The 26,567-nt window shown below is 55.2% G+C and carries 28 protein-coding genes and 1 pseudogene; 12 read left to right on the top strand and 17 right to left on the bottom strand.

Annotated elements, in window-relative coordinates; translation table 11 throughout:
* The 6 genes from FHC51_RS13440 to ampC form a co-directional block, all read left to right on the top strand.
* Positions 1–98: IS1 family transposase (locus FHC51_RS13440; protein ID WP_000851394.1), on the top strand; the 98-nt coding region annotated here is incomplete at its 5' end.
* Positions 99–274: 176 nt separating this feature from the next.
* Complete coding sequence (locus FHC51_RS13445; RefSeq protein ID WP_156238337.1) at positions 275–835, top strand: fimbrial protein; 561 nt, start codon at positions 275–277, stop codon at positions 833–835.
* A 61-nt stretch (positions 836–896) separates the two neighbouring features.
* Complete coding sequence (locus FHC51_RS13450; RefSeq protein ID WP_114387490.1) at positions 897–1,559, top strand: molecular chaperone; 663 nt, start codon at positions 897–899, stop codon at positions 1,557–1,559.
* A gap of 78 nt (positions 1,560–1,637) precedes the next feature.
* Positions 1,638–4,067 (top strand): fimbria/pilus outer membrane usher protein, encoded by a 2,430-nt coding sequence (locus tag FHC51_RS13455; RefSeq protein ID WP_220436691.1) that lies wholly within the window; start codon positions 1,638–1,640, stop codon positions 4,065–4,067.
* Between the two features lie 11 nt (positions 4,068–4,078).
* A complete protein-coding gene (locus FHC51_RS13460; protein WP_220435758.1) occupies positions 4,079–5,143 on the top strand; it encodes a fimbrial protein in 1,065 nt (354 codons plus the stop codon).
* A gap of 95 nt (positions 5,144–5,238) precedes the next feature.
* Entirely contained in the window at positions 5,239–6,381 is a 1,143-nt protein-coding gene (ampC, locus tag FHC51_RS13465) for a CMY2/MIR/ACT/EC family class C beta-lactamase (RefSeq protein WP_220435759.1), read from the top strand.
* 67 nt (positions 6,382–6,448) lie between these two features.
* Here the strand turns inward: ampC and FHC51_RS13470 are convergent, their stop codons facing one another.
* The 4 genes from FHC51_RS13470 to FHC51_RS13485 all read right to left on the bottom strand — a co-directional run bounded on the left by FHC51_RS13470 (position 6,449) and on the right by FHC51_RS13485 (position 9,663).
* Entirely contained in the window at positions 6,449–7,819 is a 1,371-nt protein-coding gene (locus FHC51_RS13470) for a Xaa-Pro peptidase family protein (RefSeq protein WP_220435760.1), read from the bottom strand.
* Positions 7,820–7,845: 26 nt separating this feature from the next.
* Positions 7,846–8,082 (bottom strand): DUF1272 domain-containing protein, encoded by a 237-nt coding sequence (locus FHC51_RS13475; protein ID WP_103823625.1) that lies wholly within the window; start codon positions 8,080–8,082, stop codon positions 7,846–7,848.
* 94 nt (positions 8,083–8,176) lie between these two features.
* Positions 8,177–8,743, bottom strand: a complete 567-nt coding sequence (locus tag FHC51_RS13480) for an NTP transferase domain-containing protein (protein ID WP_220435761.1) — start codon at positions 8,741–8,743, stop codon at positions 8,177–8,179.
* A gap of 125 nt (positions 8,744–8,868) precedes the next feature.
* Complete coding sequence (locus FHC51_RS13485; RefSeq protein ID WP_220435762.1) at positions 8,869–9,663, bottom strand: SDR family oxidoreductase; 795 nt, start codon at positions 9,661–9,663, stop codon at positions 8,869–8,871.
* A gap of 214 nt (positions 9,664–9,877) precedes the next feature.
* Here FHC51_RS13485 and FHC51_RS13490 point away from each other — a divergent pair, with 214 nt between their 5' ends.
* The 3 genes from FHC51_RS13490 (at position 9,878) to FHC51_RS13500 (ending at position 13,509) form a co-directional block, all read left to right on the top strand.
* A complete protein-coding gene (locus FHC51_RS13490; protein ID WP_220435763.1) occupies positions 9,878–10,738 on the top strand; it encodes a DMT family transporter in 861 nt (286 codons plus the stop codon).
* Positions 10,739–11,065: 327 nt separating this feature from the next.
* Positions 11,066–11,560 (top strand): molybdopterin-dependent oxidoreductase, encoded by a 495-nt coding sequence (locus FHC51_RS13495; protein WP_103823629.1) that lies wholly within the window; start codon positions 11,066–11,068, stop codon positions 11,558–11,560.
* Between the two features lie 17 nt (positions 11,561–11,577).
* On the top strand, positions 11,578–13,509 hold the full coding sequence (locus FHC51_RS13500; RefSeq protein WP_220435764.1) for a bifunctional diguanylate cyclase/phosphodiesterase: 1,932 nt from the start codon (positions 11,578–11,580) through the stop codon (positions 13,507–13,509).
* A 174-nt stretch (positions 13,510–13,683) separates the two neighbouring features.
* Here FHC51_RS13500 and FHC51_RS13505 read toward each other — a convergent pair whose 3' ends face one another.
* The 10 genes from FHC51_RS13505 to FHC51_RS13550 form a co-directional block, all read right to left on the bottom strand.
* Positions 13,684–14,694, bottom strand: a complete 1,011-nt coding sequence (locus tag FHC51_RS13505) for a hypothetical protein (protein ID WP_220435765.1) — start codon at positions 14,692–14,694, stop codon at positions 13,684–13,686.
* Between the two features lie 288 nt (positions 14,695–14,982).
* Positions 14,983–15,867: an SDR family oxidoreductase gene (locus FHC51_RS13510; RefSeq protein WP_114315395.1), complete on the bottom strand. Its 885-nt coding sequence runs from the start codon at positions 15,865–15,867 to the stop codon at positions 14,983–14,985.
* Positions 15,868–16,040: 173 nt separating this feature from the next.
* Complete coding sequence (locus tag FHC51_RS13515; RefSeq protein ID WP_114387480.1) at positions 16,041–16,265, bottom strand: hypothetical protein; 225 nt, start codon at positions 16,263–16,265, stop codon at positions 16,041–16,043.
* A gap of 75 nt (positions 16,266–16,340) precedes the next feature.
* Complete coding sequence (locus FHC51_RS13520; protein WP_103178994.1) at positions 16,341–16,559, bottom strand: YgdI/YgdR family lipoprotein; 219 nt, start codon at positions 16,557–16,559, stop codon at positions 16,341–16,343.
* A 191-nt stretch (positions 16,560–16,750) separates the two neighbouring features.
* Complete coding sequence (locus FHC51_RS13525; RefSeq protein WP_220435766.1) at positions 16,751–17,710, bottom strand: glycyl-radical enzyme activating protein; 960 nt, start codon at positions 17,708–17,710, stop codon at positions 16,751–16,753.
* Positions 17,673–20,054 (bottom strand): choline trimethylamine-lyase, encoded by a 2,382-nt coding sequence (gene cutC, locus FHC51_RS13530; protein ID WP_220435767.1) that lies wholly within the window; start codon positions 20,052–20,054, stop codon positions 17,673–17,675. Before cutC ends, FHC51_RS13525 begins: the two co-directional genes overlap by 38 nt.
* A gap of 12 nt (positions 20,055–20,066) precedes the next feature.
* On the bottom strand, positions 20,067–20,390 hold the full coding sequence (locus tag FHC51_RS13535; protein WP_114315392.1) for a multidrug efflux SMR transporter: 324 nt from the start codon (positions 20,388–20,390) through the stop codon (positions 20,067–20,069).
* A gap of 14 nt (positions 20,391–20,404) precedes the next feature.
* Entirely contained in the window at positions 20,405–20,743 is a 339-nt protein-coding gene (locus FHC51_RS13540) for a multidrug efflux SMR transporter (RefSeq protein ID WP_220435768.1), read from the bottom strand.
* Between the two features lie 121 nt (positions 20,744–20,864).
* Complete coding sequence (locus FHC51_RS13545) at positions 20,865–21,668, bottom strand: PhzF family phenazine biosynthesis protein (RefSeq protein WP_220435769.1); 804 nt, start codon at positions 21,666–21,668, stop codon at positions 20,865–20,867.
* Positions 21,658–22,326, bottom strand: a complete 669-nt coding sequence (locus tag FHC51_RS13550; protein WP_156240153.1) for a transcriptional regulator — start codon at positions 22,324–22,326, stop codon at positions 21,658–21,660. Before FHC51_RS13550 ends, FHC51_RS13545 begins: the two co-directional genes overlap by 11 nt.
* A 217-nt stretch (positions 22,327–22,543) precedes the next feature.
* On the opposite strand from FHC51_RS13550, the gene FHC51_RS13555 reads away from it, so the two are divergent.
* Both FHC51_RS13555 and FHC51_RS13560 read left to right on the top strand, forming a co-directional pair.
* Entirely contained in the window at positions 22,544–22,900 is a 357-nt protein-coding gene (locus tag FHC51_RS13555; RefSeq protein ID WP_103823640.1) for a hypothetical protein, read from the top strand.
* Between the two features lie 79 nt (positions 22,901–22,979).
* Positions 22,980–23,567, top strand: coding sequence for a YcxB family protein (locus tag FHC51_RS13560; RefSeq protein WP_255584853.1), 588 nt, complete (start codon positions 22,980–22,982; stop codon positions 23,565–23,567).
* Between the two features lie 47 nt (positions 23,568–23,614).
* Here the strand turns inward: FHC51_RS13560 and FHC51_RS13565 are convergent.
* A pseudogene (locus FHC51_RS13565) lies at positions 23,615–23,713 on the bottom strand (IS1 family transposase); the annotation flags it as partial.
* A gap of 289 nt (positions 23,714–24,002) precedes the next feature.
* Entirely contained in the window at positions 24,003–24,083 is an 81-nt protein-coding gene (locus tag FHC51_RS23260; protein WP_220436693.1) for an IS1 family transposase, read from the bottom strand.
* Positions 24,084–24,124: 41 nt separating this feature from the next.
* Between FHC51_RS23260 and FHC51_RS13575 the strand changes: the two genes are divergently transcribed.
* Positions 24,125–24,913, top strand: coding sequence for a helix-turn-helix domain-containing protein (locus FHC51_RS13575; RefSeq protein ID WP_220435770.1), 789 nt, complete (start codon positions 24,125–24,127; stop codon positions 24,911–24,913).
* Here the strand turns inward: FHC51_RS13575 and leuA are convergent.
* A complete protein-coding gene (leuA, locus tag FHC51_RS13580; RefSeq protein WP_220435771.1) occupies positions 24,865–26,541 on the bottom strand; it encodes a 2-isopropylmalate synthase in 1,677 nt (558 codons plus the stop codon). The two genes, FHC51_RS13575 and leuA, sit on opposite strands and share 49 nt — an antisense overlap.
* Between the last annotated feature and the right edge of the window lie 26 nt (positions 26,542–26,567).

Below are 26,567 nucleotides of genomic sequence, written 5' to 3' on the forward strand. Positions count from 1 at the left end.
TGGCAAGGCTGGGACGGAAGTCACTGTCGTTCTCAAAATCGGTGGAGCTGCATGACAAGGTCATCGGGCATTATCTGAACATAAAACACTATCAGTAAGTTGGAGTCATTACCCATTTTATTTTAAATAAAGGGCGATTAATCAGGGAAATAATGCTCTCTGGTTAGCCGGGAGAGGCATTTTAATTTAAAGGGAAACGCAGAAGGGATGAGTTTTAGGACCGGAGGGCATCGGTCAACGTCATCATGAATAACAAGTAAAGTTGAGCGTAATAATGAAGAATCAATTTCGCGTAGCTGCAATTCTGGCGGGCACGCTGGCCTCTGGTGCCGCGTTTTCTAATAATATGACTACGAATCCGGGTGCTGGCGCGGGTACGCAAAATACCGGCGGGATTGTGGAGTTCAGCGGTGAAATCGTCGACGCCTCCTGCAATATCACCACCAAAAGCAAAGACGTGCAGGTGGACCTGGGGAAATGGGGCGCAAGCTATTTCACCGCAGCGGGCACCGAAACGACTAAAACCCCTTTCAAAATTGAGGTAGATAACTGTCCGGCGTCGGTGACGACAGTTGCCGTGCTGTTCGATGGTCAAAAAGATGCCCTTGATGCCACCCTGCTGGCGGTGGCCGGTGGGGCGAAAGGTGTGGGTATCAAATTGTACAACAACGGCGCATCCAGCTCTCAGGTTGCCCTGGGGACGGTTTCAGCAAGCGTTCCGGTTGCTTCCGGTAAAGCCACGGTACCCTTTTCCGCCGACTACGTCTCTACAGAGAAGACCGTTACCCCGGGTGCGGCTAATGGCGTTGCAAACTTCCTGATGGTTTACAACTGATCCCCGCATGAGCAGGCCCTGCGCCTGTTCATTCTCTTTTCTGTCCAATGGTACCTGCACGATGAAACAGCTTTTTGCCGCTGTGATGACCGCTTTTCTTCTGGTCTGCGCTACCGCGCAGGCCGGGGTAGTGATGGGCGGAACTCGCGTGATCTATGAGGAAGGAAAACGCGAAGCCACCATTACGGTGACGAACATGGATACCCGCGTTCCGTATCTGGTGCAGTCGTGGGTGGAAAACCAGGCCGCAGACGATAAACGCCCGGTGCCTTTTGTGGTTACGCCGCCGCTTTTTCGCCTCGATCCTGAGCAGGAGAACGTCCTGCGAATAAGCTTTACCGGGGGCGCATTACCCACAGACCGGGAGTCAGTGTACTGGCTGTGCGTGAAAAACATCGCCCCAACGCAAAAAGCGGCGTCCAACAAGCTCCAGATCAACGTGAAATCGAAGTTCAAGCTCTTCTGGCGGCCAAAAGGGCTGGGCGAGGCCAAAGACGCCTGGCAGAAGCTGACCTTTACCCGGCAGGGTAATCGGCTGGTGGCCCATAACCCGACGCCGTTTTATGTCTCCCTCTACAGCCTGACGGTTGGCGGCAAAGCGATCCCCGAACCGGGCATGATCGCGCCTCAGAGCAGCCAGACGTGGACGGGTGTCGGCACCGGGCAGGTGACGTGGCGCGCCATTAACGACTCTGGCGGTATCACTGACGCCGCGCAGCAGTAACCGGGGGCGAGGGTGAAAACGAACACTTCACGCCGCGACGGTGCGTTACTGCTGGCAACGCTCCCCACTGCGCTGTTGATGCTCTCGAGGCCCGGGGTGGTGCGGGCAGAAGATTACTTCGATCCGGCGGCGCTGGAGCTGAGCTCACCGCAGCAAAAAACTGCCGATCTGCACTATTTTGCCACCGCGGGCGGGCAGCAGCCCGGCACCTGGCCGGTCACCATCTGGGTCAATGACCAGCAGGTCAGCGAGGGGAATATCACCTTCGTGGAGGAGAATGGCACCCTTGCACCGGTGCTGACGGTGGCCCAGCTGGCGGAATATGGCGTCAATGTCAGCGCGTTCTCCTCATTTGAACGTCTGCACGACGGGGAGACCTTCACCCGTATCGACCAGTACATCCCCGACGCCAGCAGCCGGTTCGACTTCCCGACCCAGCGGCTGAACCTGAGTATTCCCCAGGCGGCAATGAATGTTCAGCGCGAGGGGGATATTGATCCCGCACGCTGGGATGAGGGAATACCGGCGGCGTTTGTCGACTACACGCTCTCCGGCGCGCAAACCGGGCAATCCACCCATAACGGTCGCTCCACCTTTCTCAACCTGCGCAGCGGGGTGAACCTCGGGCCATGGCGGTTGCGCAATACCTCATCCATGCAGTATGACTCCACCCGGCGCTGGCAGTCGCTCAGTACATACCTGCAACGGGACGTCGCCCCGCTGAAAAGCCAGCTGCGGATTGGGGATACCTACACCAGCGGGGAGGTGTTTGACAGCGTGCAGTTTCGCGGCGTCCAGCTGATGTCAAATGAAGAGATGCTCCCGGACAGCCAGCGCGGTTTTGCTCCGGTGATCCGCGGCGTGGCCCACAGTAACGCCAAAGTGACCATCTCCCAGCATGGCTACGTAATCTACGAAACCTACGTCTCGCCGGGGGCGTTTGCTATTAAGGATCTCTACCCGACCGCGCAGAGCGGCGACCTGGAGGTCAACGTGAAGGAGAGCGACGGTTCGGAGCGCACCTTTACCCAGCCGTTCTCGTCGGTGCCGTTTATGCTGCGGGAGGAGCGGGTAAAATACAGCCTCAGCGCCGGGCGCTTTCACGCAGGCAAGGATGAGAGCCGCACCCCGGCGTTTATCCAGAGCACGCTGTTTTACGGTTTACCGGCAGCCTTTACCCTTTTTGGTGGCACGCAACTGGCCGACGATTATCACGCGCTGGCCCTCGGGGTGGGGCATAGCTTAGGGGAGCTGGGTTCGCTTGGCACCGACGTGACGCTGGCGGGCACCACAACCCCTTCCGGCAAGCGCTACCGCGGCCACTCCCTGCGGGCGCAGTATCAGAAAAGTTTTGCCCGGGTGGGCACCTCGTTCAGCCTCGCCATCTACCGCTACTCCTCCAGCGGGTTTTACGACTTCAGTGAGGCGATGAGGCTGGAGAAACGTTACGGGCTGGTGGATAACAAACGCACCCGGGAAGAGGTTGCCATCAGCCAGACCCTCGGCGAGATGGGTAACCTGTCATTTTCCGCTTACGTTCAGGATTACTGGCATAACCAGAGCAGCGACAAAACGCTCCATGCCGGTTTTTACAGCGCCTGGAAAGGGGTCTCCTGGGGGCTGGGCTACTACTACACCCAGTCCAGCGGACACAATAATCCCGATCGCTCCTGGTCCTTCAATATCACCATTCCGCTGGGGGGGGCGCTTGCCAGCAGTTCGGTGAGCTACACCACCTCGTCGGATAATCGCGGCTATACCTCGCACCAGGTGTCGATGTATGGCTCGGTGCCGAAGAGCCCGAATCTCTACTACGCCGTGCAACAGGGCTACGCCAGCCAGGGGCAGGGGAGTAACAGCGGCGCATCCCTCGACTACCACGGCGGCTATGGTCAGGCCCAGCTGGGTTATCGGCACGATCGCGACAGCAGCCAGCTCACCTGGGGGGCGTCGGGCTCCATCGTCGCGCATCCGCATGGCATCACATTGGGGCAGAGTCTGGGCGACAGCTTTGCCATCGTGCGTGCACCGGGAGCGGTCAACGTGGCTGTTCAGAACGGCAGCAACGTTCATACCGACTGGCGGGGTTACGCGGTGGTGCCTGCGCTGACGGCCTGGCACAAAAACGTCATTACCCTTGATACCGAATCGATGACCAGCGACACCGACGTCGAACAGTTCGGCGCGACGGTGATCCCCGGCGGTGGGGCGGTGGTCGAGGCAAACTTCCGGACCCATATCGGCCATCGCGTGCTGTTTACCCTGCATGATCGTTCGGGGCCAGTGCCGTTTGGCGCCAGCGCCCAGCTGGCTGGCGATCGCAACGCCGCCACCGGCATGGTGGCCGACGGCGGAACGGTCTACCTGAGCGGTATTCCGGATACCGGCATCCTGGAGGTGAACTGGAATGACAAAGGGGAGGCCCACCGCTGCACGCTGCCTTTCCACATCGCCGCTGACCAGCCGGATGCGGTGAAGCGTATTGATGCAGCCTGTTTATCACAATGAGGATATTAACCATGCGGTTAGTCTGTTTACTTCTGACGGTCGCCGGGCTGTTCAGCCCTGGCCTATGGGCGGCTGCCTGCAATGGCGATACCGGCCAGATGACGATTAACGTTCAGAACATCAAATACCTGCCTTCGCTGCGTAACAACACCCAGATGACCAGCATCATGGCCGACAGCGGCAGCGGGTTTCGTTTTAGCTGCGATCAGGAGGCCCGGCAGGCCGGGGCGATAGCGGTGAAATATGAACAGGAGCGCACCGGGAATGAGACCTTCATCAATGGCCGAATGGTGTTTGAGTCGGCCATTCCGGGTATCGGCTATGCCCTGGGCTTTCAGTGTAACGGCGGGCCGATCCACTACCTGGATGGCTCCGGTATGCATGAGACGGACGTCTGTAACAGCAGCGAGAACCCCGCGCTGCTGCACCAGGAACATATCGTGGTGAAGGCGTTTATCACCTTCTTTAAAACCGGCAACGTCAGCCTGGTCAGCGGCAACCACACCAACGCCTCGCCGTTGGGGGCGGTCGGTAAACTCTATGTCGATATTCCCGGCTCAGGCACAACCGGCACGCCCATCAGCGCCGACCTGACGGCGATGAACGTGGATATCGGCGCGGTGGGCAGTTGTAATGTCACCACCCCGGCCATTTTTGTCGATTTAGGCAAGGTTAACCGCGCCGATTTTAAAGGAGTGGGGCAGACGGCGGGGACGGCGAAGACATTGACCATTCCAGTCTATTGTTCGCAGCCAGCGCAGATCAAAATTGGCTTTTTCGGCACCCCAGCCGCCACCGGCGTAACCGATACGCTGGCCATTACCCCGTCGCCGTCGAGCGCCAGCGGCGTGGGAGTCAGGCTGAGCTACGGCAATAATGGTGCCAGTGCGCCGGTCGCGGGCACCGCCCTGCACATCAACGAGGCCGGAAACCTGCCGGGTCTGGGACAGGTGACCGCGACAAATGCGGCCAGCGCCCAGCCTTTCCACTTTGTTGCCCAGCTGGTACAGACCGACCCGACCGTGACAGCGGGGTGGGCAAACACCACTGCTACCTTTGCGCTGGAGTATAACTAGCCCTGCGAACGGGCGTCGGTTCACGGGGGCCCGTTTTACATCTTCCCGTCAGGCCTGCAAAATAGCGCTCTCACTTTTCGCTAAAGATCATAACGATGAAAAAATCCCTGCTCTGTACGCTCCTCGTTTGCCTGTCCGGTTCTGCTCTGGCCACTTCCCCGGAGGAGTCGCAGGTCGCGGAGGCGGTGAAACCTACGCTTACCGCGCTGATGAACGACCAGTCGATCCCGGGCATGGCCGTTGCGGTCATCTACAAGGGCCAGACCTATTTCTTCATCCAAGGGCTGGCCGATGTCGCCGGGAAAAAGCCCGTCACCCGGCAAACCCTGTTTGAGCTTGGCTCGGTGAGTAAAACCTTTACCGGGGTGCTCGGCGGCGATGCGGTGGCGCGCGGGGAGATTGCCCTCAACGATCCGGCCAGCAAGTACTGGCCCGCGCTGTCAGGCAAGCAGTGGCAGGGCATCAGCCTCCTCCATCTGGCGACCTACACCGCAGGGGGACTCCCGCTCCAGGTGCCGGAGAGCGTGACCGATGCCGCAGCGCTGCAAACGTACTATCAGACCTGGCAGCCAGCGTGGACCCCGGGTACTAAACGCCTCTACGCCAACGCCAGCATCGGCCTGTTCGGCGCCCTGGCGGTCAAGCCCTCAAAGATGAGTTTCGAGCAGGCGCTTACCCGCCGGGTGCTGGAGCCGTTGAAGCTGAGCCACACCTGGGTGACCGTACCGGCAAGCGAACAGGCGAATTATGCCTGGGGCTACCGGGACGGTAAGGCGGTGCACGTCTCGCCAGGGATGCTCGATGCCGAGGCCTACGGGGTAAAAACCTCCATCGTGGATATGGCAGGCTGGCTACAGGCCAACCTGCAACCGGACAGCATTAAAGACGCATCGCTGAAAAAAGGGGTGGAGATTGCCCAGTCACGCTACTGGCAGGTGGGGGAGATGTATCAGGGGCTGGGCTGGGAGATGCTCAACTGGCCGGTCTCCTCCCGGACGCTGGAACAGGGGGCCGATAATAAATATGCCCTGGCCGCCCGCGAGGCCACCGCTATCGCGCCTCCACAGCCGCCGATGCAGGCCTCATGGGTACACAAAACCGGCTCGACCGGCGGATTCGGCAGCTACATCGCCTTTATCCCTGAGAAGAACCTCGGCATTGTGATGCTGGCGAATAAAAGTTATCCCAACAGCGAGCGGGTCAAGGCAGCGTACCGCATTCTTGCAGCATTGCAGTAAGGTTGATTGCCCTGAAAGGCCCGGCAGCGCTACGCTTGCCGGGCCAGTAGCGGGGCACCAACAAACTTCAACAGGTAAACGCCATCTCCTTCGCCAGCAGGAACGGACGAAGATAACACACCGTATTCGAGAGCGGGATCACCTCATCCGCCAGATTGATGTTTAACACCTCGCGAATGTACGTCCGGCGGCTGGTAATCCGCGCCCACAGCGCCGGGTACGCCGCCTGAATCTTCTCCTGCAAGGCCTGGTCCGCCAGAGCGACGCTCTCCTCGGCGCTCACGCCGGTATAGCCAGGAACCGAGGGGATGATATCGAGTTGCAGGATCATGCCGCTTTTTAACGTCTCGGCAGAGCCCGGGTAGATGGGGGAGGACATCCACTCCTCGTCGGCGCTAAGGTGCCCGGGATTAAGATGCCAGCCATACTGCGTTTTATTGAGCACCTGTTCGATATGGGCATACAGCTCGCCGCCCGGCATGCCGATTTTAATCTGCTCAAGCCAGCTGGCGACGGCGGCAAAATAGGGTTTCGCCACCCGATCCAGATAATCTTTCTGGCTGTCCGGCAGCTCGCTCTCGTCAGCAATCACAAACCCGGTCCGGCTGGACAGCCCACCCTTAAAGCCGGTGGTCATCGACAGCGGCTGCCCGCGCTCCAGCTTTTTATAGGTGGGGTAGAAATTTGCCTTCTCAAAACGCTGTCCGGCGGCGGCAATGGTCACCACCGTCTGATACTGGCCCTCTGCCGCCAGCCGCGCCCCCAGTTCGGTTTCGCGCATCCCCGGCTCCACCGCGTCCATGGCGTTCAGGATGCAGGTCGAGGCCAGATTTGCGCCATATTCATAATGCGCGATTTCGTTCTCGTTGTTGGTGATGCGGGCGCCGTTTTCGCCGCCGATAAACAGGTGTGTGGCGTTCTCAAGCGACGCATCGGTGCTGTTTTTCAGCGCCTCGACGATAAAATAAGGGAGATCGAAAAGCTGCCTGTTATCCGCTCCGGCTGCGGTAAACATCTTCCAGCCCACCAGTCCGATTCGGCCATGCGCATGCAGACCCGCTTCGCGAAACAGCGACTCCAGCGAGGTTTCATTATCCATCGGCTGATTGGGCAGCGAGAAAAACGGGCAGTGTTTGAGGGTAACCGGAATGCGGGAATGGCGGGCCATCTTGAGATTTTCATTGCCGAGGATCGCCGTCGCCGCGCCGCTCTTTTCCAGAATCAGCAGTCCCTCCTCAAAGCGCGGCACAAACCCGGTCAGGTACTCAAAGTTGCTGCCGTGTTCTTTGTCGGCATAGATCACCAGGGCGTCATAGCCCGCCTCGTTGATGCGGGCCAGCACTTTATTTTTGCGCTCAAGCAGGGTGGCATCGGTAAGCAACACCGGAGCCACATCGGTGAAGGTACGTGGCGCAGGAATGGTCTGCAGCTGGATCATGATTTCCCTCGTCGTCAGAAGGCGGATCAGGCGCTTTTTTGCGCATGAACCCGCACGGTGGAGGCAGGCGCGTTTACCAGCTTATTCGCCGGACGCACCGGGCGGCGCACCAGCTCCCCCTGGCAGTTAGGGCAGCGATGGTGAAGGTGGGTGTCGGCACAGGTCGCGCAGAAGGTGCACTCAAAGGAGCAGATCCGCGCGTCCAGATCATCAGGAGGCAGGTCACGATCGCACCATTCGCAGTTCGGGCGGAGTTCAAGCATGGTTCTTATCCTGTTGGGTGAGGGGCCTTCTTTTCACTATGCCAGAGAGTAAAAAAAGCCGCGACAGCATAATAGTAACGTGACGCGGGGAGCGTTAACTCCCCTGTTGCACGCTTCTGAAATCGTCAGGGGTATCGATATCAACAATAATCTCCGGGCGATCGAGGGCCACGCGCTGGTGTTTACCTTGCATCAGGGCCTGGCGCATGCTGCGGATAGCCGGACGGGAGATCGCCTGTTGCAGGCTGGCGCGATCAATCAAAACAGGGTGGCCGGGCGTACCGTGATAGTGCGGCAGGATCGCCCCCCCTGTGCGTAATGCCCACAGTTCGCGGTAAATCTCCCCGTCCAGGCAGGGCAGATCGCCGGGGGTAATAAAACAGTAATCCGTGCTCACCGCCCGGGCACCGGTTATCACCGAACTGACCAGTCCGTTTTCATAATCGGGATTATGAACCAGGATGACATTTTCCCGATGCTGATATCGCGCCTGTAGCTCCTGGCCGCGAAAACCGGTGACGAGAATAATGCGCGAGCAAAACTGCAGGGCGTTGTTGATACTGGCATCCAGAAGGGTCCCCTCGCGCCAGGGTAACATCATTTTCCACGTTCCCATGCGGGAGGAGAGTCCTGCGGCAGTAATAATACAGTCGACCGGCATTGTCTTATCCCTTTATCAACGTGAAAGAAGGTAAAGTGAAAATATACCGCAAATTTCGGGATTTAACGCGCTGACCGTCGCCTGCTAAAAAGCCCCCCAGAGGCGGGGGGCAATCCGCGCAATTTTCAGCGTGTCAGGTAGCGGGGGGCGGGTTCGCCGGTGCGGGCGCTGGCAAACAGCGCCAGCCGCGCCTCTTCGTAGCGCGTCCACAGGGCTTCATCGTGCATCGGCGGGATGGTGATCAGCTCGCCCTGATCGAGCCCCGCCAGCGCCGCATCCACCATATTGTCGGTGGTCATCACCGACCCGGCGGGCAGAGCGTCGGCGCTGATGCCGGACAGCTCCCAAATCTCCGTGGCCGTAGCTGCGGGCAATACCGCCTGGATACGCACCTGGCTGTCGGCAAACTCCTCCTGTAATCCGCGCGTAAAATTCAGCACCCAGGCTTTGGTGGCGCTGTACAGCGCGCTGCCCGCCCGGGCATGGATCGACAGTACCGAGGCGATATTAATCAAAGTACCGCGGTTGTTTTGCGCCAGACGCGGCAGCAGGGCATAAGTGAGACGCATCAGCGCGGTGGTGTTGAGCATATTGATCGCCTGATGCTGCGCCACATCCCCCTCGAGGAATGGCGCCATCTGCGCAGTACCGGCATTGTTGATCAGCGTGTCGATAGCGGCGTTGTTGCGCAACATCTCCTCCACAGCGCGGATCCCGCTTTCATCGGTAAGATCCGCCGTCAGGGTGGTGACCTTCACGCCATAGCGCTGCCTGAGCTGTTCCGCCAGCGCCAGCAGACGCGCCTCCCGGCGGGCCACCAGCACCAGATCGTAACCGCGAGCGGCGAGACGATCGGCGTAGACCGCGCCAATCCCGGAAGATGCACCTGTAATCAAAGCCGTTGAACGTTGCGTAGTCATTGTCGTACCTCTTGAAGGGGGAGAGTGGTTTTAATATGAAACTAAATAAACTGTGCGCCATTTGGTTTTATTATGCAACCATATCGCCGGGATTTTTTGATCTCTGCGTTGGGCGGTGGAGATGACCGTCCGCAAAAGCGCGGTTTTACAGTAAAGTGAATAGACAAACTCACGATCCCACCGTCGGTCCGGAACGGTCTCTCTCAGGAAGGGTATGAAAAAGCTGTTGCTGGTTCTCTTTGTCTTATCTGCATTTGCAGCGAACTCCATTCTTTGCCGCATCGCCCTGAAGAACGGCCATGCCGATCCTGAAACCTTCAGCATGCTGAGATTGCTGGGGGGAGCGGCAGTGCTGTTTGTCTGGCATCTGGCGCGGGGAAGGCTGAAAGAGATACGCTGGAAAATCATCGACGCCCTGCTGCTGTGCGCCTATGTTCTCTTTTTCTCGCTGGCGTACGTCCAGCTCAATACGGCGACAGGCGCATTGCTGCTGTTTGGCGCAGTCCAGGTCTGTATGATCGGCTGGAGCGTGGTAAAAGGCGAGAAACTGAGCGGCTATAAGGCCTGCGGGATCGTCATTGCCGTAGGGGGCATTATTACCTTACTGCTTCCTGGCGCGACGGCGCCTCCGCTAGCGGCGGCCATTACGATGGTGGCCTCTGGCCTCGCGTGGGGAGCCTATTCGCTGCGCGGCAAAAATATCCAGGCTGCGGCGGGAACGACGAACGGAAATTTCATCCTGAGCCTGCCGGTTATTCTCGTTGTGAGCCTGATACGACAGGCGCCAGTCCATATTGACGCCAGCGGCATCATCCTGGCCCTGCTTTCCGGCGGGCTGGCATCTGGCGTTGCTTACGTGCTCTGGTATGCCCTGGTCGGCACGCTCTCTTCAGCAACCGCCAGCACGCTGCAGCTGAGCGTTCCGTGTATTGCGGCGGCAGGGGGCGTGTTATTTCTTGGCGAGGTACCGGATCTGCGGATGTTGCTTTGCACGCTGGCGGTGCTGGCCGGAATAGCAATGGTTATCGCCGCCGATAACAAGAAGCGGCAACAGCCGGAAAAAAACGGTTTATGAACGGGCAGGAGGTAATGATTCTCCCGCCCTCATCTGGCTTTCACTGAGTAGTGATAAAATTTAAACCTATATATTTCTGTGTGTTTAATTGCATTATATAAGTGGGTAGATTATTTTTTGTACAGATCCAATAAAATTTGCCCTAACTGAAATAAATGTACAGACTTTACTTAATCATTTTTAAAAGAAGTAAAAATTTAACTTATTGATTTTAATGATTTATTGTATAAATGATTTTGTTGCTGCAATAATAGGCAGGGAGCATATATTAATAGCACGTTAACTAAATTATAATTCTTTCATATCCGGCAGATAGGTGAGGTTAGTATGCGGTTTATTGTCATGTTGTTAAGCGTTGTGGTTGCCACCCATGCCTGGGCGGGTGAACTGCCCAAACCTGCCGGTAAAGCGCTTTTAACCCTGTCCGGTAATATTCAAAATACAAACGAAGAGGGTAAAGCCGTTTTCGATGTCGCCAGCCTTGAGAAACTCGGGATGGTCAGTTTTCAGACCACTTCGCCCTGGTATAATGGACGTACAACCTTTACGGGTGTGCCGCTGCAAAAGATCATGGATTACGTTGGAGCAAAAGGCACCGTTGCTAAGGTCATTGCGCTCAATGACTATACCACCGTTATCCCGCTCAGTGATTTCAAAAAATACAACGTTATCCTTGCCTTGAAAGTCAACGGTGAATACATGCGTATCCGTGACAAAGGCCCGCTATTCATTGTGTATCCCTATGACAGCCTGCACGAGCTGAATAATCAAATTTATTATTCACGATCGGCATGGCAGGTCAGCAAAATGAATATTGAGTAGGAGTTCAGAAGCGCAACATGAACAGGATACTGGCGGGCATCATTTTTTTCCTATTTATCTCTACGGGATATATCTCTTTTCTTGTGCACGAGAGGCAACAAGAGCTACAAAAACTGACGCACTATACGGACTCATGGTCTGCAGCTCAGCTGGTATCAGAATTTTATCGATTCGAATCAACGCTTGGTCTTTACGCCAACGGTATTGACGCATTGACGATAGACGACGTGCGCCTGCGTCTTGACATTATGCTCAGCCAAAGCGGTTTAATGAAAGAAGGTGATCTGGGGCGCTATATCGCCAGCAATAAAGCCCATCATGAACTGGCGGTAAATATAGAAAATATTCTCAAAGATCTGGACGCTAATCTTGAGAAAATGGATCGTTCAGAGCTCCAGACATACCTGGTTCAAATGCACCTGCTTGATGCCCCTTTAAGCCGCCTGTCATCCAGTGCATTAGATAATGATATTAACTCGATCAATAAAGCTAATCTTAAAATACAGACATTATATTATATTTATTCAGCCGCTTCTTTACTGCTCATCATTTTGAGCGGCATTCTTGGGGTACTCATATTCTTCCAGAACAGAAATATTCTGACGGCGCATCTTCAGGTCAAAAGCCTTGCTGAAGAGCTGCAAAAATCTAAGGAAAAGCTGCAAATCCAGAATACGCAACTGGAATATGATGTTTACCATGACTCGCTGACAGGAATGAATAACCGTCAGTTTTTCTGGGAAAATATAAAGAAAATCATTCAGGTGGCAGAAAAAAATAATGATTCTGTAACGGTAATGCTGTTTGATTTAGATCGTTTCAAGGAGATCAATGATACTTATGGTCATGATGTTGGCGATATGTTGCTGCGCCAGATCTCCGAACGCCTGATTGCCATGAGCCTGACATCCGATACGCTTTATCGCTTAGGCGGGGATGAGTTTGCCTTTCTCTCAAGCGGTTTGACAGAGAGCAGCGCCGTTTCACGCGCGCGGAAAATATGTGCTTCCATCAACCAACCGTACACCATTTATAACACCATCATTAATATCGCCACCTGTGTCGGGATTGTTATCTCAGACACGGAACGCCGCTCCGACTTTCTCTATAAATTTGCCGATCTGGCCCTGTATGAAGCCAAAAAAGAGGGCCCCGGTCAGATAAAAGTCTTCCGGCCGATCATGTTACAAAAGCTGCAGGAGAGCAGAACCCTTGAGCACGATCTGGCGATGGCCTTAGCGAATAAAGAATTCGTGGTTTATTATCAGCCCATTGTCGATTCGTTCAGCCGGGAAATTTACAGCTATGAAGCCCTGGTTCGCTGGGTGCATCCATTAAAGGGCCTTCTGTCGCCCGATAGCTTTATTCCCGTTGCTGAAAAAACAGGCATGATTAATGAGCTCGGAAGATCGGTGCTTGAAATTGCCTGTCGGGAAGCGGCGACCTGGGTGGTTCCGGCAAAAATCTCCGTGAATGTTTCGCCTATCCAGCTCAGCAGCAAAGCCTTTGCCGGCATCGTGCTCTCCATTCTGGAGGAGACAGGGCTTTCGGCCAATCGTCTGGAGCTGGAGGTGACGGAATCCTCTCTCTTTACCGATAACGATACTCCGCTCAATACTCTCAACATGCTCAGAGCCCGTGGCGTGCAAATCTCCATTGATGATTTTGGTACGGGATATTCTTCCCTTTCGCGGTTGAGTAAGCTCGCCTTCGATAAAATTAAAATCGATAAATCCTTTGTGCATTCGATATCTGACCAGGACGACGCCCTGACCATCATCAAACTGATCACCGGTATGGCGAAGTCTCTTAATATGAAGGCGGTTGCAGAAGGGGTCGAAACGCAGGAACAGCTGGAAAGTCTTCAGGCGCTGGGCTGCGATCTCGCCCAGGGCTATCTGTTTGGTAAACCGCAGCCGGGAATCGATGGCAGGATCCGCAACGGATAAATCGCGTGGCTGAATGAAGGCGTGGTAAAAAAAAACATAAATGCCCGTCAGGGCATTTATGTTTTAAAAAGCGATTAATGGAAGAACAGTGCAATCAGGATAATGATTGGAATAGGTACGCCTAAAAAGAAGAGTAATAGTGAGCGCATTTTAAACCTCCTGCTTAATTAAGAATTATAAATCACGTTGACGACCACCGAAGGTCGCACACAGGCTGGCAACGAAAGCACCGGCCAGCAGCGCAATAAATGTCCAGAGCATCAGATAGCTCGTGGTTTTACGTGCGGCGTCAGCAGCTTGCTGCGCTTTCTCCTTCGTTTCTTTTAATTTAGCCTGGGCTTTGTCATAGGTGGTTTGTACACGCTGTTCAGCTTCTTGCTGACTGATACCCGTCTTTTGTACAATCAGCTGGGCAACATACTGACGATCTTCCGGCGGTAAGGTACCGGTGGTGATGCTATTGGCAAAAATACCGGTCACTTCACTTACCTGCGCAGGCGTTAATGGCTCAGCAGGTGCAGCTGGCGTGGCGGGAGCAGGCGCAGGTGCAGCGGTTGGGTCAGCAGGATCGGTGGCACCGTTTGCTGGTGCGGCCGGTGCCGGTGTGGCAGGGTTACTCGCCCTGAACATCGAATTCACAAAATAGTCCATGGATGAACCCGGTGCCTCAGACGAACTGTTCGCCATACCCGCCGCGCCAGCTGCCGTGGCCGTCGCAGCCCCGCCAGCAACGGTACCCACGACTTTAGCGCCGCCGCCAATCAGGGCGCCCACGGTGCTTGTAAACAGCGCTGCAGAAACCAGTGCCGCGACAGCCCAGGTTAAAAAACCGTGGGCAGTATCGCGGAAGTACACTTCATCGGTACGGGTATCGACCCATTTGGTACGCAGGCGCCCGGCTAAATAGCCGCCCATGCCCGACGCCACAATTTGTGTGAACGTCAGCCAGGCGATGGCTGCGATACCCACCGTACCGGCGTCGAGCCCGCGGTTTTCCCAGGGCGAAATCGTTGTCAGGCCCAGCCCGGTGCCCAGCATAAGTAAAATCAACGACAGGGAGGCCGCTGCCGCCGCGCCGGCAAAGATGGCACCCCATGATACGGCGCTGCTGTTCGTCGCAGGCAGGGGCAGCCGCGAATCGGGATACGTAGTGTTAACCGTGGCGTGTTTATGAATGTGAGTCATAGCTGTTGTCCTTTAATTAATCTTTGCGTTCGGAACCAGGAACTGATTGAAAAACAGGAAACATTATCAACTTGAACGTTTAAGTCCTTAAGGGACCGGATGATGTCATTTATAACGAGGAAGGCTGTAAAACTGACCGAAATAAAAAACAAAAATCAACGATCTAAGAATAGTTGATAATTTTGCGCCGGACGGCTTTTCAGCTTTAAAAATCCGTTACCGCTTCGGATAACGGATTTTATAATTAGCCTTGTTGTCGTCAGGCGCGTCAAAATAAAGGCAACAGAATTAGACTACGCCGGTACCGCCGTCTGAGCACCAGACCTGACCGGAGGCATACGAACACTCTTCAGATGCCAGCAGAACATAGAGCGGCGCAATCTCCACAGGCTGACCCGGTCTGCCCAGCGGGGTATCTCCCCCGAACTGCTGCACCTTCTCCTGCGGCTGTCCGCCGCTTGACTGCAATGGCGTCCAGTAAGGGCCCGGCGCCACGGCATTCACGCGGATGCCTTTCGGCCCAAGCTGTTTTGCTAGGGATTTGGTAAATGCCACGTTACAGGCTTTGGTCTGGGCGTAATCCAGCAGGATTTCGCTGGGCTTAAAGGCCTGAACCGAAGAGGTATTAATAATCACCGCGCCTTCCGACAGATGACGCAGAGCGGCGCGGGTGATCCAGAAGGGGGCATAAACGTTGGTTTTGAATGTCGCGTCGAAGGCGGCGGTGGTCAGATCTTCAATGGATTCGCAGAACTGCTGTCTGCCCGCATTGTTGACTAAAATATCGAGTCCACCCAGCTCCGTCACCGCGCGCTCAACCAGCGTCTCACAGAACGACTCTACCCGAATATCACCCGGGATCGCGACGGCTTTGCGTCCTTCCGCCTGAATCAGGGCAATAACGGCTGCAGCATCGGACTCCTCTTCCGGCAGATAGCCAATGGCCACGTCCGCACCTTCACGGGCGTAGGCAATCGCCACCGCGCGACCAATCCCGGAATCGCCGCCGGTAATCAGCGCTTTTTTGCCAGAAAGTCTGCCCGAGCCGGTATAACTCGTCTCGCCATGATCGGGGATTGGCTTCATCTCTGACGCCAGTCCGGGCGTTTGCTGCGGCTGCTCCACAAACGGGGGTTGTGGGTAGTTTTTTGAAGTGGTGTTTCCTGATGTCATCCCGACCTCCTTAATCAATGAATTTAAAGCGTAGCCACTGTGACGGAACGCACCTTTCTGGAAGGGATAATTCAGATTATTCTTCTTCTGGATATATTTTTGATTTTGTCTTCACTTTGTAAGATCACTAAACAAGCGCCCCCTATTTGGCCGTAAGCATGAGGGGGATGAGGTTATTTGTGCGGTTGTTTACGGGTAATACCGGAAATGAAGCGTCTGAGATGTTTTTTGGGTGAGCGTCTGCGTGTGGCGTTGATTTTTGCCGGTTCGACTACGACCTTATTCACTTCCGGGAGGATCGGCTTTTGGCCGCCCGAGCGAAGTTGCCAGAGTGCACCTGAATCGCCCTGAATAATCAACGCGCCTGAAATGAGGAGGGGAAATAAGATCTTCTTCATCCTCTTTAGCCTCTCTCCTGAACGAGCATGCAAGCAGGGCAGAGTTTCCGCCGACCCTCTGCCCGCTGTGCTACCTTATTTCTCTATCATCTGGATAATTTGATCCCGGTTGATCGCATGTTCATTTCCCGCGATATCTTCATAAGTAATGAGGCCATTATCATCATCAACTTCGGGTTTGCCGTGAGTAATAATCATCTCACCATTTTTCTTCTGTAAAACATAATCGCTTGAACATCCGGCGACGGTGAGGCTCAATAGCACCAGGCTTATTACAGCCACAACTTTCTTCATTACAACTCCTTATTTACTCAAGCCTGTCACAGGCACAATGATGCTGCACGCTAGTTAAATTGCGTCAGAAGCAGTGCAGCATAAATCACGAACATGAAAAAGAGCGTACCGATAACGACGCGTCGTTCGAGAGCCGAACTATTTTTGTCAGCACGCTTCTCTGGTTTATTTAACATGATTACCTCTTTTCGTTAGCCCACCATTACCCCTGAAACCCTTACCGGTAGGTTATATTTGTGGGTATGTTGTAAGAAGTTTTCTACTTTTGCAGCAGAGTCGTTCCATTCGTAGGCCTTATTAAGTAAGGCGTATTTCCCGGTGCCAAAACGATGGTAGGGCAGTAATTCGATAAATTTGAACGCGGGGCGATGCCAGGTCAGGGAATGTATCAGCATTAACAATTTTTCAGCCTGTTCGGGACTATCGTTAAAGTCTGGAATCACCGGGATACGGATAATAATCTGTCGATCTCCCTGCAATAATCTTTCAAGGTTGCGCAGGATGATCTTATTACACACCCCGGTATAGCGTTTATGCTGCTCGTCATCGGCGCTTTTCAGGTCATAGAGAATCAAATCGCAAACCGATGCGATCTGTTGAACGGCGCGCCACGGGGCGTACCCGGCGGTTTCAATTGCCGTGTGAATATCCTCTGCGCTAATTCGTTGGATGAGTTGTCTGGCAAAATCGGGCTGGGTACAGACTTCGCCCCCGCTGAGGGTGATGCCGCCCCCGGATTGACGAAACCAGGTTTCATCCGCCATGACGCGGTGAAAAACGGCCTCTGAGGTCAGTTTTTCCCCTGTCACATTGAGAGCACCAGCCGGGCAGCGCTCCTCGCATCGCCTGCAACCCTGGCACTGACGCGAGCGATCAAGCGTGTGCACACCGTCCACCCAACGATGTACGCCGGCCGGGCAGTGCAGGGCACATTTTCCGCAGTGAAGGCAGCGCTCAGCATGCCAGAAGATCTCGCTGCCAGGGTTGAGTCCTTCCGGGTTGGCGCACCAGCGGCAGCGCATCTGGCAGCCTTTCAGAAACACAACGCTGCGGATCCCCTGTCCGTCATGCAGCGAAAACCGCTGAATATGTGTTATCCAGCCGGATGCCGGCTCAGAAGCGACGTTGAGTGGTTCGGCTGATGATCTCATCCTGCACCTCTTTACTTAATTCAACGAAAAAGGCGCTGTATCCTGCGACACGGATCATCAGGTTGCGGTACTCCTCCGGATTTTGCTGCGCCTTCAGCAGCGTTTCATCATCCAGGTAGCTGAACTGCAACTGGGCATTTCCCAGGATACTGGCTGTCCGCAGCAGATGAATAAGGCTGTTTTGCCCTTCCGGCGTTTCCAGCATGCCGTACATAAGCTTGATGTTATGGACCATGCCGATATCCATCTCTTCGACATTGATTCGGCTGACCGAGTTGATGATCGCGGTGGGGCCCAGATAATCCGTCTGCTGGGCAGGGCTTATTCCATCCGCCAGCGGCTTGCCCGCAAGACGACCGGATGGAAGGGCGCCGGTTATTAGCCCGAAAGGCGTATTGTTCGAGATGGAGAGCGTGCCGAATGCAAAAGGTGCATACAGCATCCGGTACTGACGATGCTCCTTTTCCAGAAAGTGCACGCTTTCGCGGGCAATCTCATCCACGGCGGCAATGTCGTTACCGTATTTCGGCACCCGCAGACATGCAGTAAGGAGCGCCTCATAACCGACAAAATTATGGTCGAGCGCGTCAACAATCTGTTGAAGCGTGAAGCGGGAGGTTTCAAATACCAGCGTCTTGATGACCATCAGAGAGTTCACGAAGTCGGCAAGCCCCGTCCAGATAAGACCCGGCCCCGCATTCAGAAACGCGCCGCCCTGGGTGACATCCTTCGCGGTTGCCATACAGCCCTCGATGAGGCTCGACATCAGCGGTTTTCTGGCATGATCCGCATGCAGTTTCTGCACGATGAGCGTGACCTGCGCGGCCTTTCTGACCATAGCGGATAACTGGGCCATAACCGCACGTTTGACATCTTCATAGCAGTGGAACTGCGATACCTCGCCGGTGCGGGGGCCTGTCTGCTTCCCGGCGCGCGAGCGGCCGTTATGCAGCGCCATCTCGATCGCTGCGGTGAAGGTGGTATAACCCACCGAGGTCCACTGGTACACTTTGCCCGCTTTCTGTGGCTCGACGCAGCCCATCAGACAGTAGTCGCGGGCATCTTCATAGCTGAACCCTTTATGCAGCATCATGCGAATATGCGCATCATCGAAATGGCATGCCGGAAACCCCATTCCGCTGCGCACCACATCCACCACCTTGCGCATAAACGACTGCGGCGACTGATTGTGAATTCGCACGGCCAGGCCCGGCTGATAAATTTTTAATCGCGCGGAGCAGTCCATAATGAGCAGCGTGAGCGGATTGGTGGCATCGCCGCCTTCACGCTTCTGTCCGCCGACCACGAGGTTGATAAAGGGCTGATACCCGGCGAAATACATCGCCGTCGATTCGCTGCAAATCCACAGGGTTTCCGCCATCTTAATCAGCCAGCAGCAAAGCAGCTCTTCAGCCTGGGCATGCGTTAAGGTCCCGTCACTGAGATCGCGCTCCAGCAACGGCCAGAGATATTGATCGACGCGGCCAAGGGAGATCCCGGTCTGATTCTCTTCCAGCATAAACAGCGAATGTACGAACCAGATAGCCTGCAGAGCATCGTAAAAATGCTGCGGAGGATGTTCAGGGACACGCTCGCAAATCGTGGCAATATGCAGCAGTTCTTTCCGGCGAAGGGGGCGGGTCTCGGCCCCGGCCAGCTGGCGCAGATAACGCGCATAGCGCCGGCTGTAAGCCATCACGCCGTCACAGGTGTGCTGCACGGCGGTATAAAAATTAAACGCCTCGATGCCCTCGGAGGTGGCGGGATCGAGGGCGGCCAGGTGCGCGGCTGCCTCATCCTGTATTCCCTTTATCCCTTTGGTCAGCAGAATGTTGTCGTAGCCCGGGCAAGCGTCACCGCCGCCGTTTTGTGTTTTAATCGTGACGTCGCATATCGCATCGTCATGACACCACTCCCACAGCCCGACGGTTTTTAGCTGCGTCTCCGCCATCTCATCCAGTGAGCGGCCTTGCCAGTAAGGAAATACCTCTTCCCGCAGGATACGTTTCGTTTCGTCGTCAATCTGGTAGGGATCCTGGGCCCGGAAAGGGAGGTTATCCAGCTCGTCGGCCACCCAGCGCCAGCTTATTTCCGGCGAAACTTCACCCCCGCGCGCGCCGCCCGCAGGGTGGCTGACGATAAGCTCGTTTTCGGCGACATATAAAGGCGCGTTCTCGCAGGCATGACGAAACGCTAACGCCCTGAGCAGAATATTATCCATTCCCGGATTGGCCTGATAAACCCGGGTGACGCTAAGGGCACGATGGGCAGAAATAAAGGGCTTCGCCTGTAAAAAGGCGTCGCGCAGCCGTTCCACACGCGATGGAAGGGGGTTGCTATTCATACTGTCGATCCTTTAAAACGCAATCACAATGAGTCCGGCGACGATGCAGCCGATCCCCACCTTTTCCAGGGCGCTGCTGCGCAGTTGATAAAAAATGCTGCTCAGGAGTGAAATCATCACAATGCCGGTTCCTGACCAGGCGGCATAGGCGACAACCGGTGAAATCCAGCCCATTAGCATCGACAGGGCAAAAAAGGATGTCGCGTAACAAATCAGGCAGAGAACCGTTATCAGCGTATTTTTGAATGTATTGGTTTGCGGCAGCATCAAGGTGGCAATCACTTCCATTGAGACGGAAATAAAAAGCCAGAAAAAGCCAAATAAAATATTCACCATTTAAAACCACACTGTTATCTTTTTTGTTTGATAGCAAGATTGAGAATTAATGTGCCAATAATAACCATACCCACACCTATCCACGTATCCTGTGTCAGGGTGAAATCAAAGTAACGGGTTTGTATAAAGGTGATACTTATGATCCCGACCGCAGACCAGATAGCATAAGCCACACCTATATGAATCCTCCGCAGGGCGAGAGATAAAAAATAGTAGCTTACGCCATAACAGATAATGGCCAGTACACCAACGGAGATAATTTTAAAACTGTCAGAAAGCGATAATAATGTTGTCGCGACGATTTCAATGGATACGGCAGCAATAAGCGCAGTAACGCATCTGGTTAAAGTCATTGGATTATCCTTGGTTATAAGTCACCAATAGTGTTTGGTTCAGGTAACAGGATGCCGGGCAGAATTTAATCCGCTTATTCTATTCTCGGTGAATTAAATGAATACTGTAAAACAGGTCTGTTTAAATAATAAACACCCCCTCAATGACCAGACAGGCCTCGCCCGTCAGCGCCACGCGGCCCGTATCGTTAATATGGCAGATCAACTCTCCTTTACGGCTGCCGCCCTGTTGCGCATGGAGCGTTTTTTTCGCCAGCTTGTCGCTCCACAGCGGTGCCAGAAAGGTATGCGCTGAGCCGGTAACGGGATCTTCATTGACGCCCACCTGAGGCCCAAACCAGCGGGAGCGAAAATCAAACTGACGAGAAGGCGCCGTCACGACCACGCCGCGGGTGTTGAATTTCGCCAGGGCGGTGAAATCTGGCGTTAAGCCATCAAGTTGCGCTTCGTCATCCATGACCACGATCAGATCGGAGGCCTGCCAGATTTCAGTCGCCCCGGCAACGATGCCAAGCGCTGACAAAAGCCCGTCCGGGGCCACAATCCTGCGGGGGGTGACGAGGGGAAAATCCATCGTGAATTTTCCGTTATCAGAGGTAACGGTCAACTCACCGCTGCGGGTGAAAAAACGCACCGTCTTACCCGTCTCTTCGCAACGCAGAAGGACACTGGCTGCGGCAAGCGTCGCATGACCGCAAAGGTCGACTTCAACGGCAGGGGTAAACCAGCGAAGGGCGTAATCGTGCCCCTGCTTAACGACAAACGCCGTTTCGGAGAGATTATTCTCGCTGGCTATACGCTGTAACAGCGCATCCTCCGGCCACGCTTCCAGCAGACAAACCGCTGCGGGATTACCCGTAAACGGGCCCTGAGAGAAAGCATCCACCTGGTAAAAAGGAATGCGTTGCGGATAGCTATTTTTCATTCATCACCTCAAGATCGTTATAAACCGTATAGCGTGTCACACCCAGCGCCTGGGCCGCATGTTGCACGCCCCCCCTCATTTTAAAAATGCCTTTATCGCGCATCTCCGCAACGATTTTAAGACGTTGCGTTTTCTGAATTTTCTTTCCGGTAACGGTATGTTTTTCGATGATTTCCTGAATTGATTGCTCAACAAGGCCACCCAGGTTGAGATCGGCTGCATCCGTTTCGGCAGGCGCGGTGGCCATGATGATGTCGAGACTTTTGCGAATATGTTCATACGGCGAGGTGTCGACATTCATGCAGAAAGCCATCAGCGGATGGCCGTCATCGCTGTAGTAAATGGTGGAGGCGCTGTTGAGGATCTTCTCCGAGGCGGTCACGGTTTTATAATCTTTAACCGTCAACGATTTACGGCCCTCATTTTTACTGAGCAACAGGGCAAATCCCTTATCTTTCTCGGGGCCAGATAACAGGTGGTCGCCTTGACGTCTGCCGCTGACGTGCCCGTTAATGATTTTGACAATCGAGCATTCGGGCGTGGTGAGATTGTGTAAAACGGCTTCCTGATTGGCGGAGAGCGTACCCGCCAGCGCATCCATGGCAGCTTCCAGTGGCCCGGAAATCAGCTTAATTTGTTCTGCATATTCTGACTTCATCATTTTTCCTTCGTCTGGGTCATTGTCAGGGCCACGAGTTTACCATTTGCCACGCGAACCTTCGCCTCTGCAGGGGAGGGATGGGCTGGCAGTCTTAAATTATACTCATAATGTTTAATTATCAACAAAAAGTTGATTTGTGCTTTTTGCAGGGGTAAATTCACTGCCACTGATGGCGGGCTTTCCAGCCGGGAGCCTCTGAAAAGTGGGAACAAGTATGAAAATCATTGGACTTATAGCGTTAGCGGGTATCCTGACGGCGTGCAGTGTTATCCATCCCTTTGGTGATGCGACGGTGTATCAGGTCTATTCGGTCTCTTCTCACCCGGGGCTGGTGGGGCGCTACCACTGTCTGCGCGATGCCTTGTCGGCAGAGGGCTATGGCGTTGAGGTGATTTATCCTGAGGCGGATACCCCTAACTTTTTTGATATCAACAAAGCGCAGCAGCGGATCGCTCAGGTAGATATGTACCATGTACGCGGGTCAGAAGAGATCAGTATCACGCTCATTGCCGGGGCAAAAACAGATCTCCGTACGCTGGATGGCATCATGCAACCCTGTGTAAGACGGTAATAGGCTGAGGGGAAAGGCCATCCTAATGGGGCAATATGTTAGGATAAAAACAATCAGGCGCTAAATAAGAGGGAGAGGCATGATAAGAAAAAACAGAATCGTTGTGGATTATTCATTATCAGCCCTGGAGCGTACTAACGCTGGCAAGCTCATCAACGATCATAAAAAAGAACACCTCAAACCTTACGGTTCTCTTTTTCTCATTCATAAGGCTGCGGTCTTTGTTTTAGCTGTGGCGGCCTTATTTAATTTTATCACCCTGTTGCAGTTAAGCCTGCAAACCGCTCCCGACGGTGATTTTCTCGCCAGAACAAAAATGTTCAGTATCGCGCTGCTCGTGCTGTTTGGCGTCGCGTTGGCGCTGTTCAAACTCTATGATGTGGTCATGAATAAGGTCATGCAAAAGCAGCAGCAGGCTGAGCAGGAAGACGAGGAGACTTTACAGAAAGTGAAGCTCAACCGCTTCTTTATAGAAAATATCACTAACACCGCCAGCGTTAAAATCTATTGGGAAAAAGTGAAGGAAAGCTACAGGAAAGGGGGTTTTATTTTTATCCATATGCGCAGTGATAATTGTGTGGTGATACCCGAGAGAGTATTTGCCTCAGCAAACGAAGCCGCGGAGGTGTTTGACTTTATCAACGCGCAGATAGCGCAAAATAGATAATCGATGACAACCCAACAGCAGTTCAGCTTTGCGGTAATGACTCCAACTTACTGATAGTGTTTTATGTTCAGATAATGCCCGATGACCTTGTCATGCAGCTCCACCGATTTTGAGAACGACAGTGACTTCCGTCCCAGCCTTGCCACGCCACCCGACATGTACTGGCTGTCGCCAGTTGTCGAACCCCGGTCGGGGGTTCTCATCCCCCCAGCGGAGAATATAAAAGAAAAAAGCCCGTACTTTCGTACGAGCTCTCATCTCGAATATGGCGGTGAGGGGGGGGATTGACTCGCTGCGCTCGCCCTGCGGGCAGCCTGTTCGCTGCGCTCTCAGTCTGTCCAACTGGCTGTCGCCAGTTGTCGAACCCCGGTCGGGGGTTCTCATCCCCCCAGCGGAGAATATAAAAGAAAAAAGCCCGTACTTTCGTACGAGCTCTCATCTTGAATATGGCGGTGAGTTACGCACCACGCCTTCAGTAGCGGAGCAGGAAGGACATCTGATGGAAATGGAAGCCACGCGAGCACCTTAAAATCACCATCATACACTAAATCAGTAAGTTGGCAGCATTACCCAGCTTTGCCACCCGCCCGCTGGTGCCTTTTGCCCATGATTACACCCATGGTGAAACGGAGCCCTGGCACAGCCATACCTGCGCCCAGCTTCTGCATACCCTCAGCGGGGTGGTGCGGGTGGAGACCGGGCAGGGGGTCTGGATTGTGCCGCCGGGGCGGGGCGTCTGGCTGCCTGCCGGGACGCAACATCGGCTGCTGATCACCGGTGACGTGGCGGCCCGGACGCTCTTTATCGATCCCTTCGCCCGGGCGGATTTACCCTCGGTCTGCCAGGTTGTGCAAATCTCCACCCTGCTGCGCGAGCTGATCGTCGCCTCGCTGCAACTGCCGGAAAGCTACGCCGCGGGCAGCCGGGCGGAGCGCATTTACGAGCTGATCCTCGATGAAATCAGGGGGATCGGCGTACTGCCGTTTAACCTGCCGGAACCCCAGGCCCCCGCGCTGCTGGCCCTGTGCCGCCAGATCCAGGCCGAGCCGGGAACAAAATGGACGACGGCGCTGGCAGCAAAAACGCTCAATATCAGTGAACGCACCCTGCTGCGGCACTTCCGCCAGCAGACCGGTCTGGCATTCAGTGAATGGTTGCGCCGGGCGCGGCTGATGGAGGCGCTGAACCGCCTCGCGCAGGGGCAATCGGTGCTGCGGGTGGCGCTGGACCTCGGTTATGAGAGTCACAGCGCCTTTAGCGCCATGTTCCGCCGCACGCTCGGCGTGGCGCCTAGCGACTACTTCCCGCCCGAGGCGCTCTCCGGCAACGCATTCAGCAAAGCCTGAAGCGACGCCCGGGAAACATCGTTGTCGATGCCCGTTCCCCAGCGGCTGGCACCCTGCTTAAAGCTGCAGCGGATATAGGCCGCCGAGCGGCTTTCGCTGCATCTCCCGAGGGTATGCTCGTGATAATCCTCAATGGCGAAGGCCAGATGAAAACAGGTTTTTATCGCGCTGGCGGCGGCAGAGAGCAGGCCGTTGCCGTTCCCCTTCAGGATCACAATCCCGTCGGCGGTCTGGACGCGGGCCCACAGCAGCAGCCCGCCGTCGGCCTGGCTTTCGGTGCGGTAATCCAGCAGCTGTCGCGGGGCGTGCTGATGTGGCCCGTACAGCTCGCGATAAAGCTGCCACAACGCACTCAGCGTCATCTCGGTACCTTCCCGATCGGTGTGCGCCTGAACGTGGCGGCTAAAATCCTGTTGTAGGGCCCGGGGCAGCACCAGGCCATGATTTTGCTCCAGCATCCACGCCGCGCCGCTTTTCCCGGACTGGCTGTTCACGCGGATCACCGCCTCATAGCTACAGCCGATATCTTCCGGGTCAACCGGGAGATAGGGCATCTCCCAGCGCGGGGAGGCGGACTGTTCCCGGGCGTGAAATCCCTTTTTGATGGCGTCCTGATGTGAGCCAGAGAAGGCGGTAAAGGCCAGCTTACCGGCGTAAGGATGGCGGGGATGCACCGGCAGCTGGTTGCACTGCTCCACAAGTTCCACCACCTGCTTCATATCGCTGAAATCGAGCTGCGGCGAGATCCCCTGGCTGTAGAGATTCATCGCCAGGGTCACCAGACAGACGTTCCCGGTGCGCTCCCCGTTACCGAACAGGCAACCTTCCACCCGGTCGGCACCCGCCAGCAGGGCGAGCTCGGCGCTGGCAACGCCGCTGCCGCGATCGTTATGGGGATGGACGCTGATGCAGACCTCGCTCCGACGGGAGATGTGGCGGCAGAAATACTCGATCTGATCGGCATAGACGTTTGGGGTGTTGACCTCCACCGTGGCAGGCAGGTTGACGATCATCGGCCGTTCGGCAGAGGGTTCCCAGACATCCGCCACCGCCTCGCAGATGTGCAGGGCAAACTCCGGTTCGGTAAAGCAGAAGGTTTCCGGCGAATACTCATAGGTCCAGCGCGTCTGCGGGTTGGCCTCGCACAGCGCGCGTATCTGCCGCGTGGCGCTGACCGCCAGCTGCACAATCTCCTCCTGGCTCTGACGAAAGACCAGTTGGCGGAACAGCGGCGCGGTGGCGTTATAGAGATGCACCGTGGCGCGTTTTGCCCCATCGAGGGAAACAAAGGTGCGCTCAATCAGATCGCTGCGGGCCTGGGTAAGCACCTGAATGGTGACATCATCCGGGATGCGCTGCTCCTCAATCAGCTGGCGGACAAACTGAAAGTCCGTTTCGGATGCGGAGGGGAACGCCACCTCAATCTCCTTGAAGCCGCATTTGAGCAGCTGCTCCCAGAAGCGCAGCTTGCGGGGGATATCCATCGGTTCCGCCAGCGCCTGGTTGCCGTCACGCAGGTCGGTTGAAAGCCAGCGCGGGGCGTCGGTCAGGATCTTATCCGGCCACTGGCGGTCGGGTAACGAAATGGGGGCATAGGCCACGTACTTTTGCGAAGGGTTGCGCAACATAGGGGTTCTCCAGGTGATGTTCTGTT

The organism is Leclercia sp. EC_58 (genome assembly GCF_019584355.1).
Taxonomy (GTDB): Bacteria; Pseudomonadota; Gammaproteobacteria; order Enterobacterales; family Enterobacteriaceae; genus Enterobacter.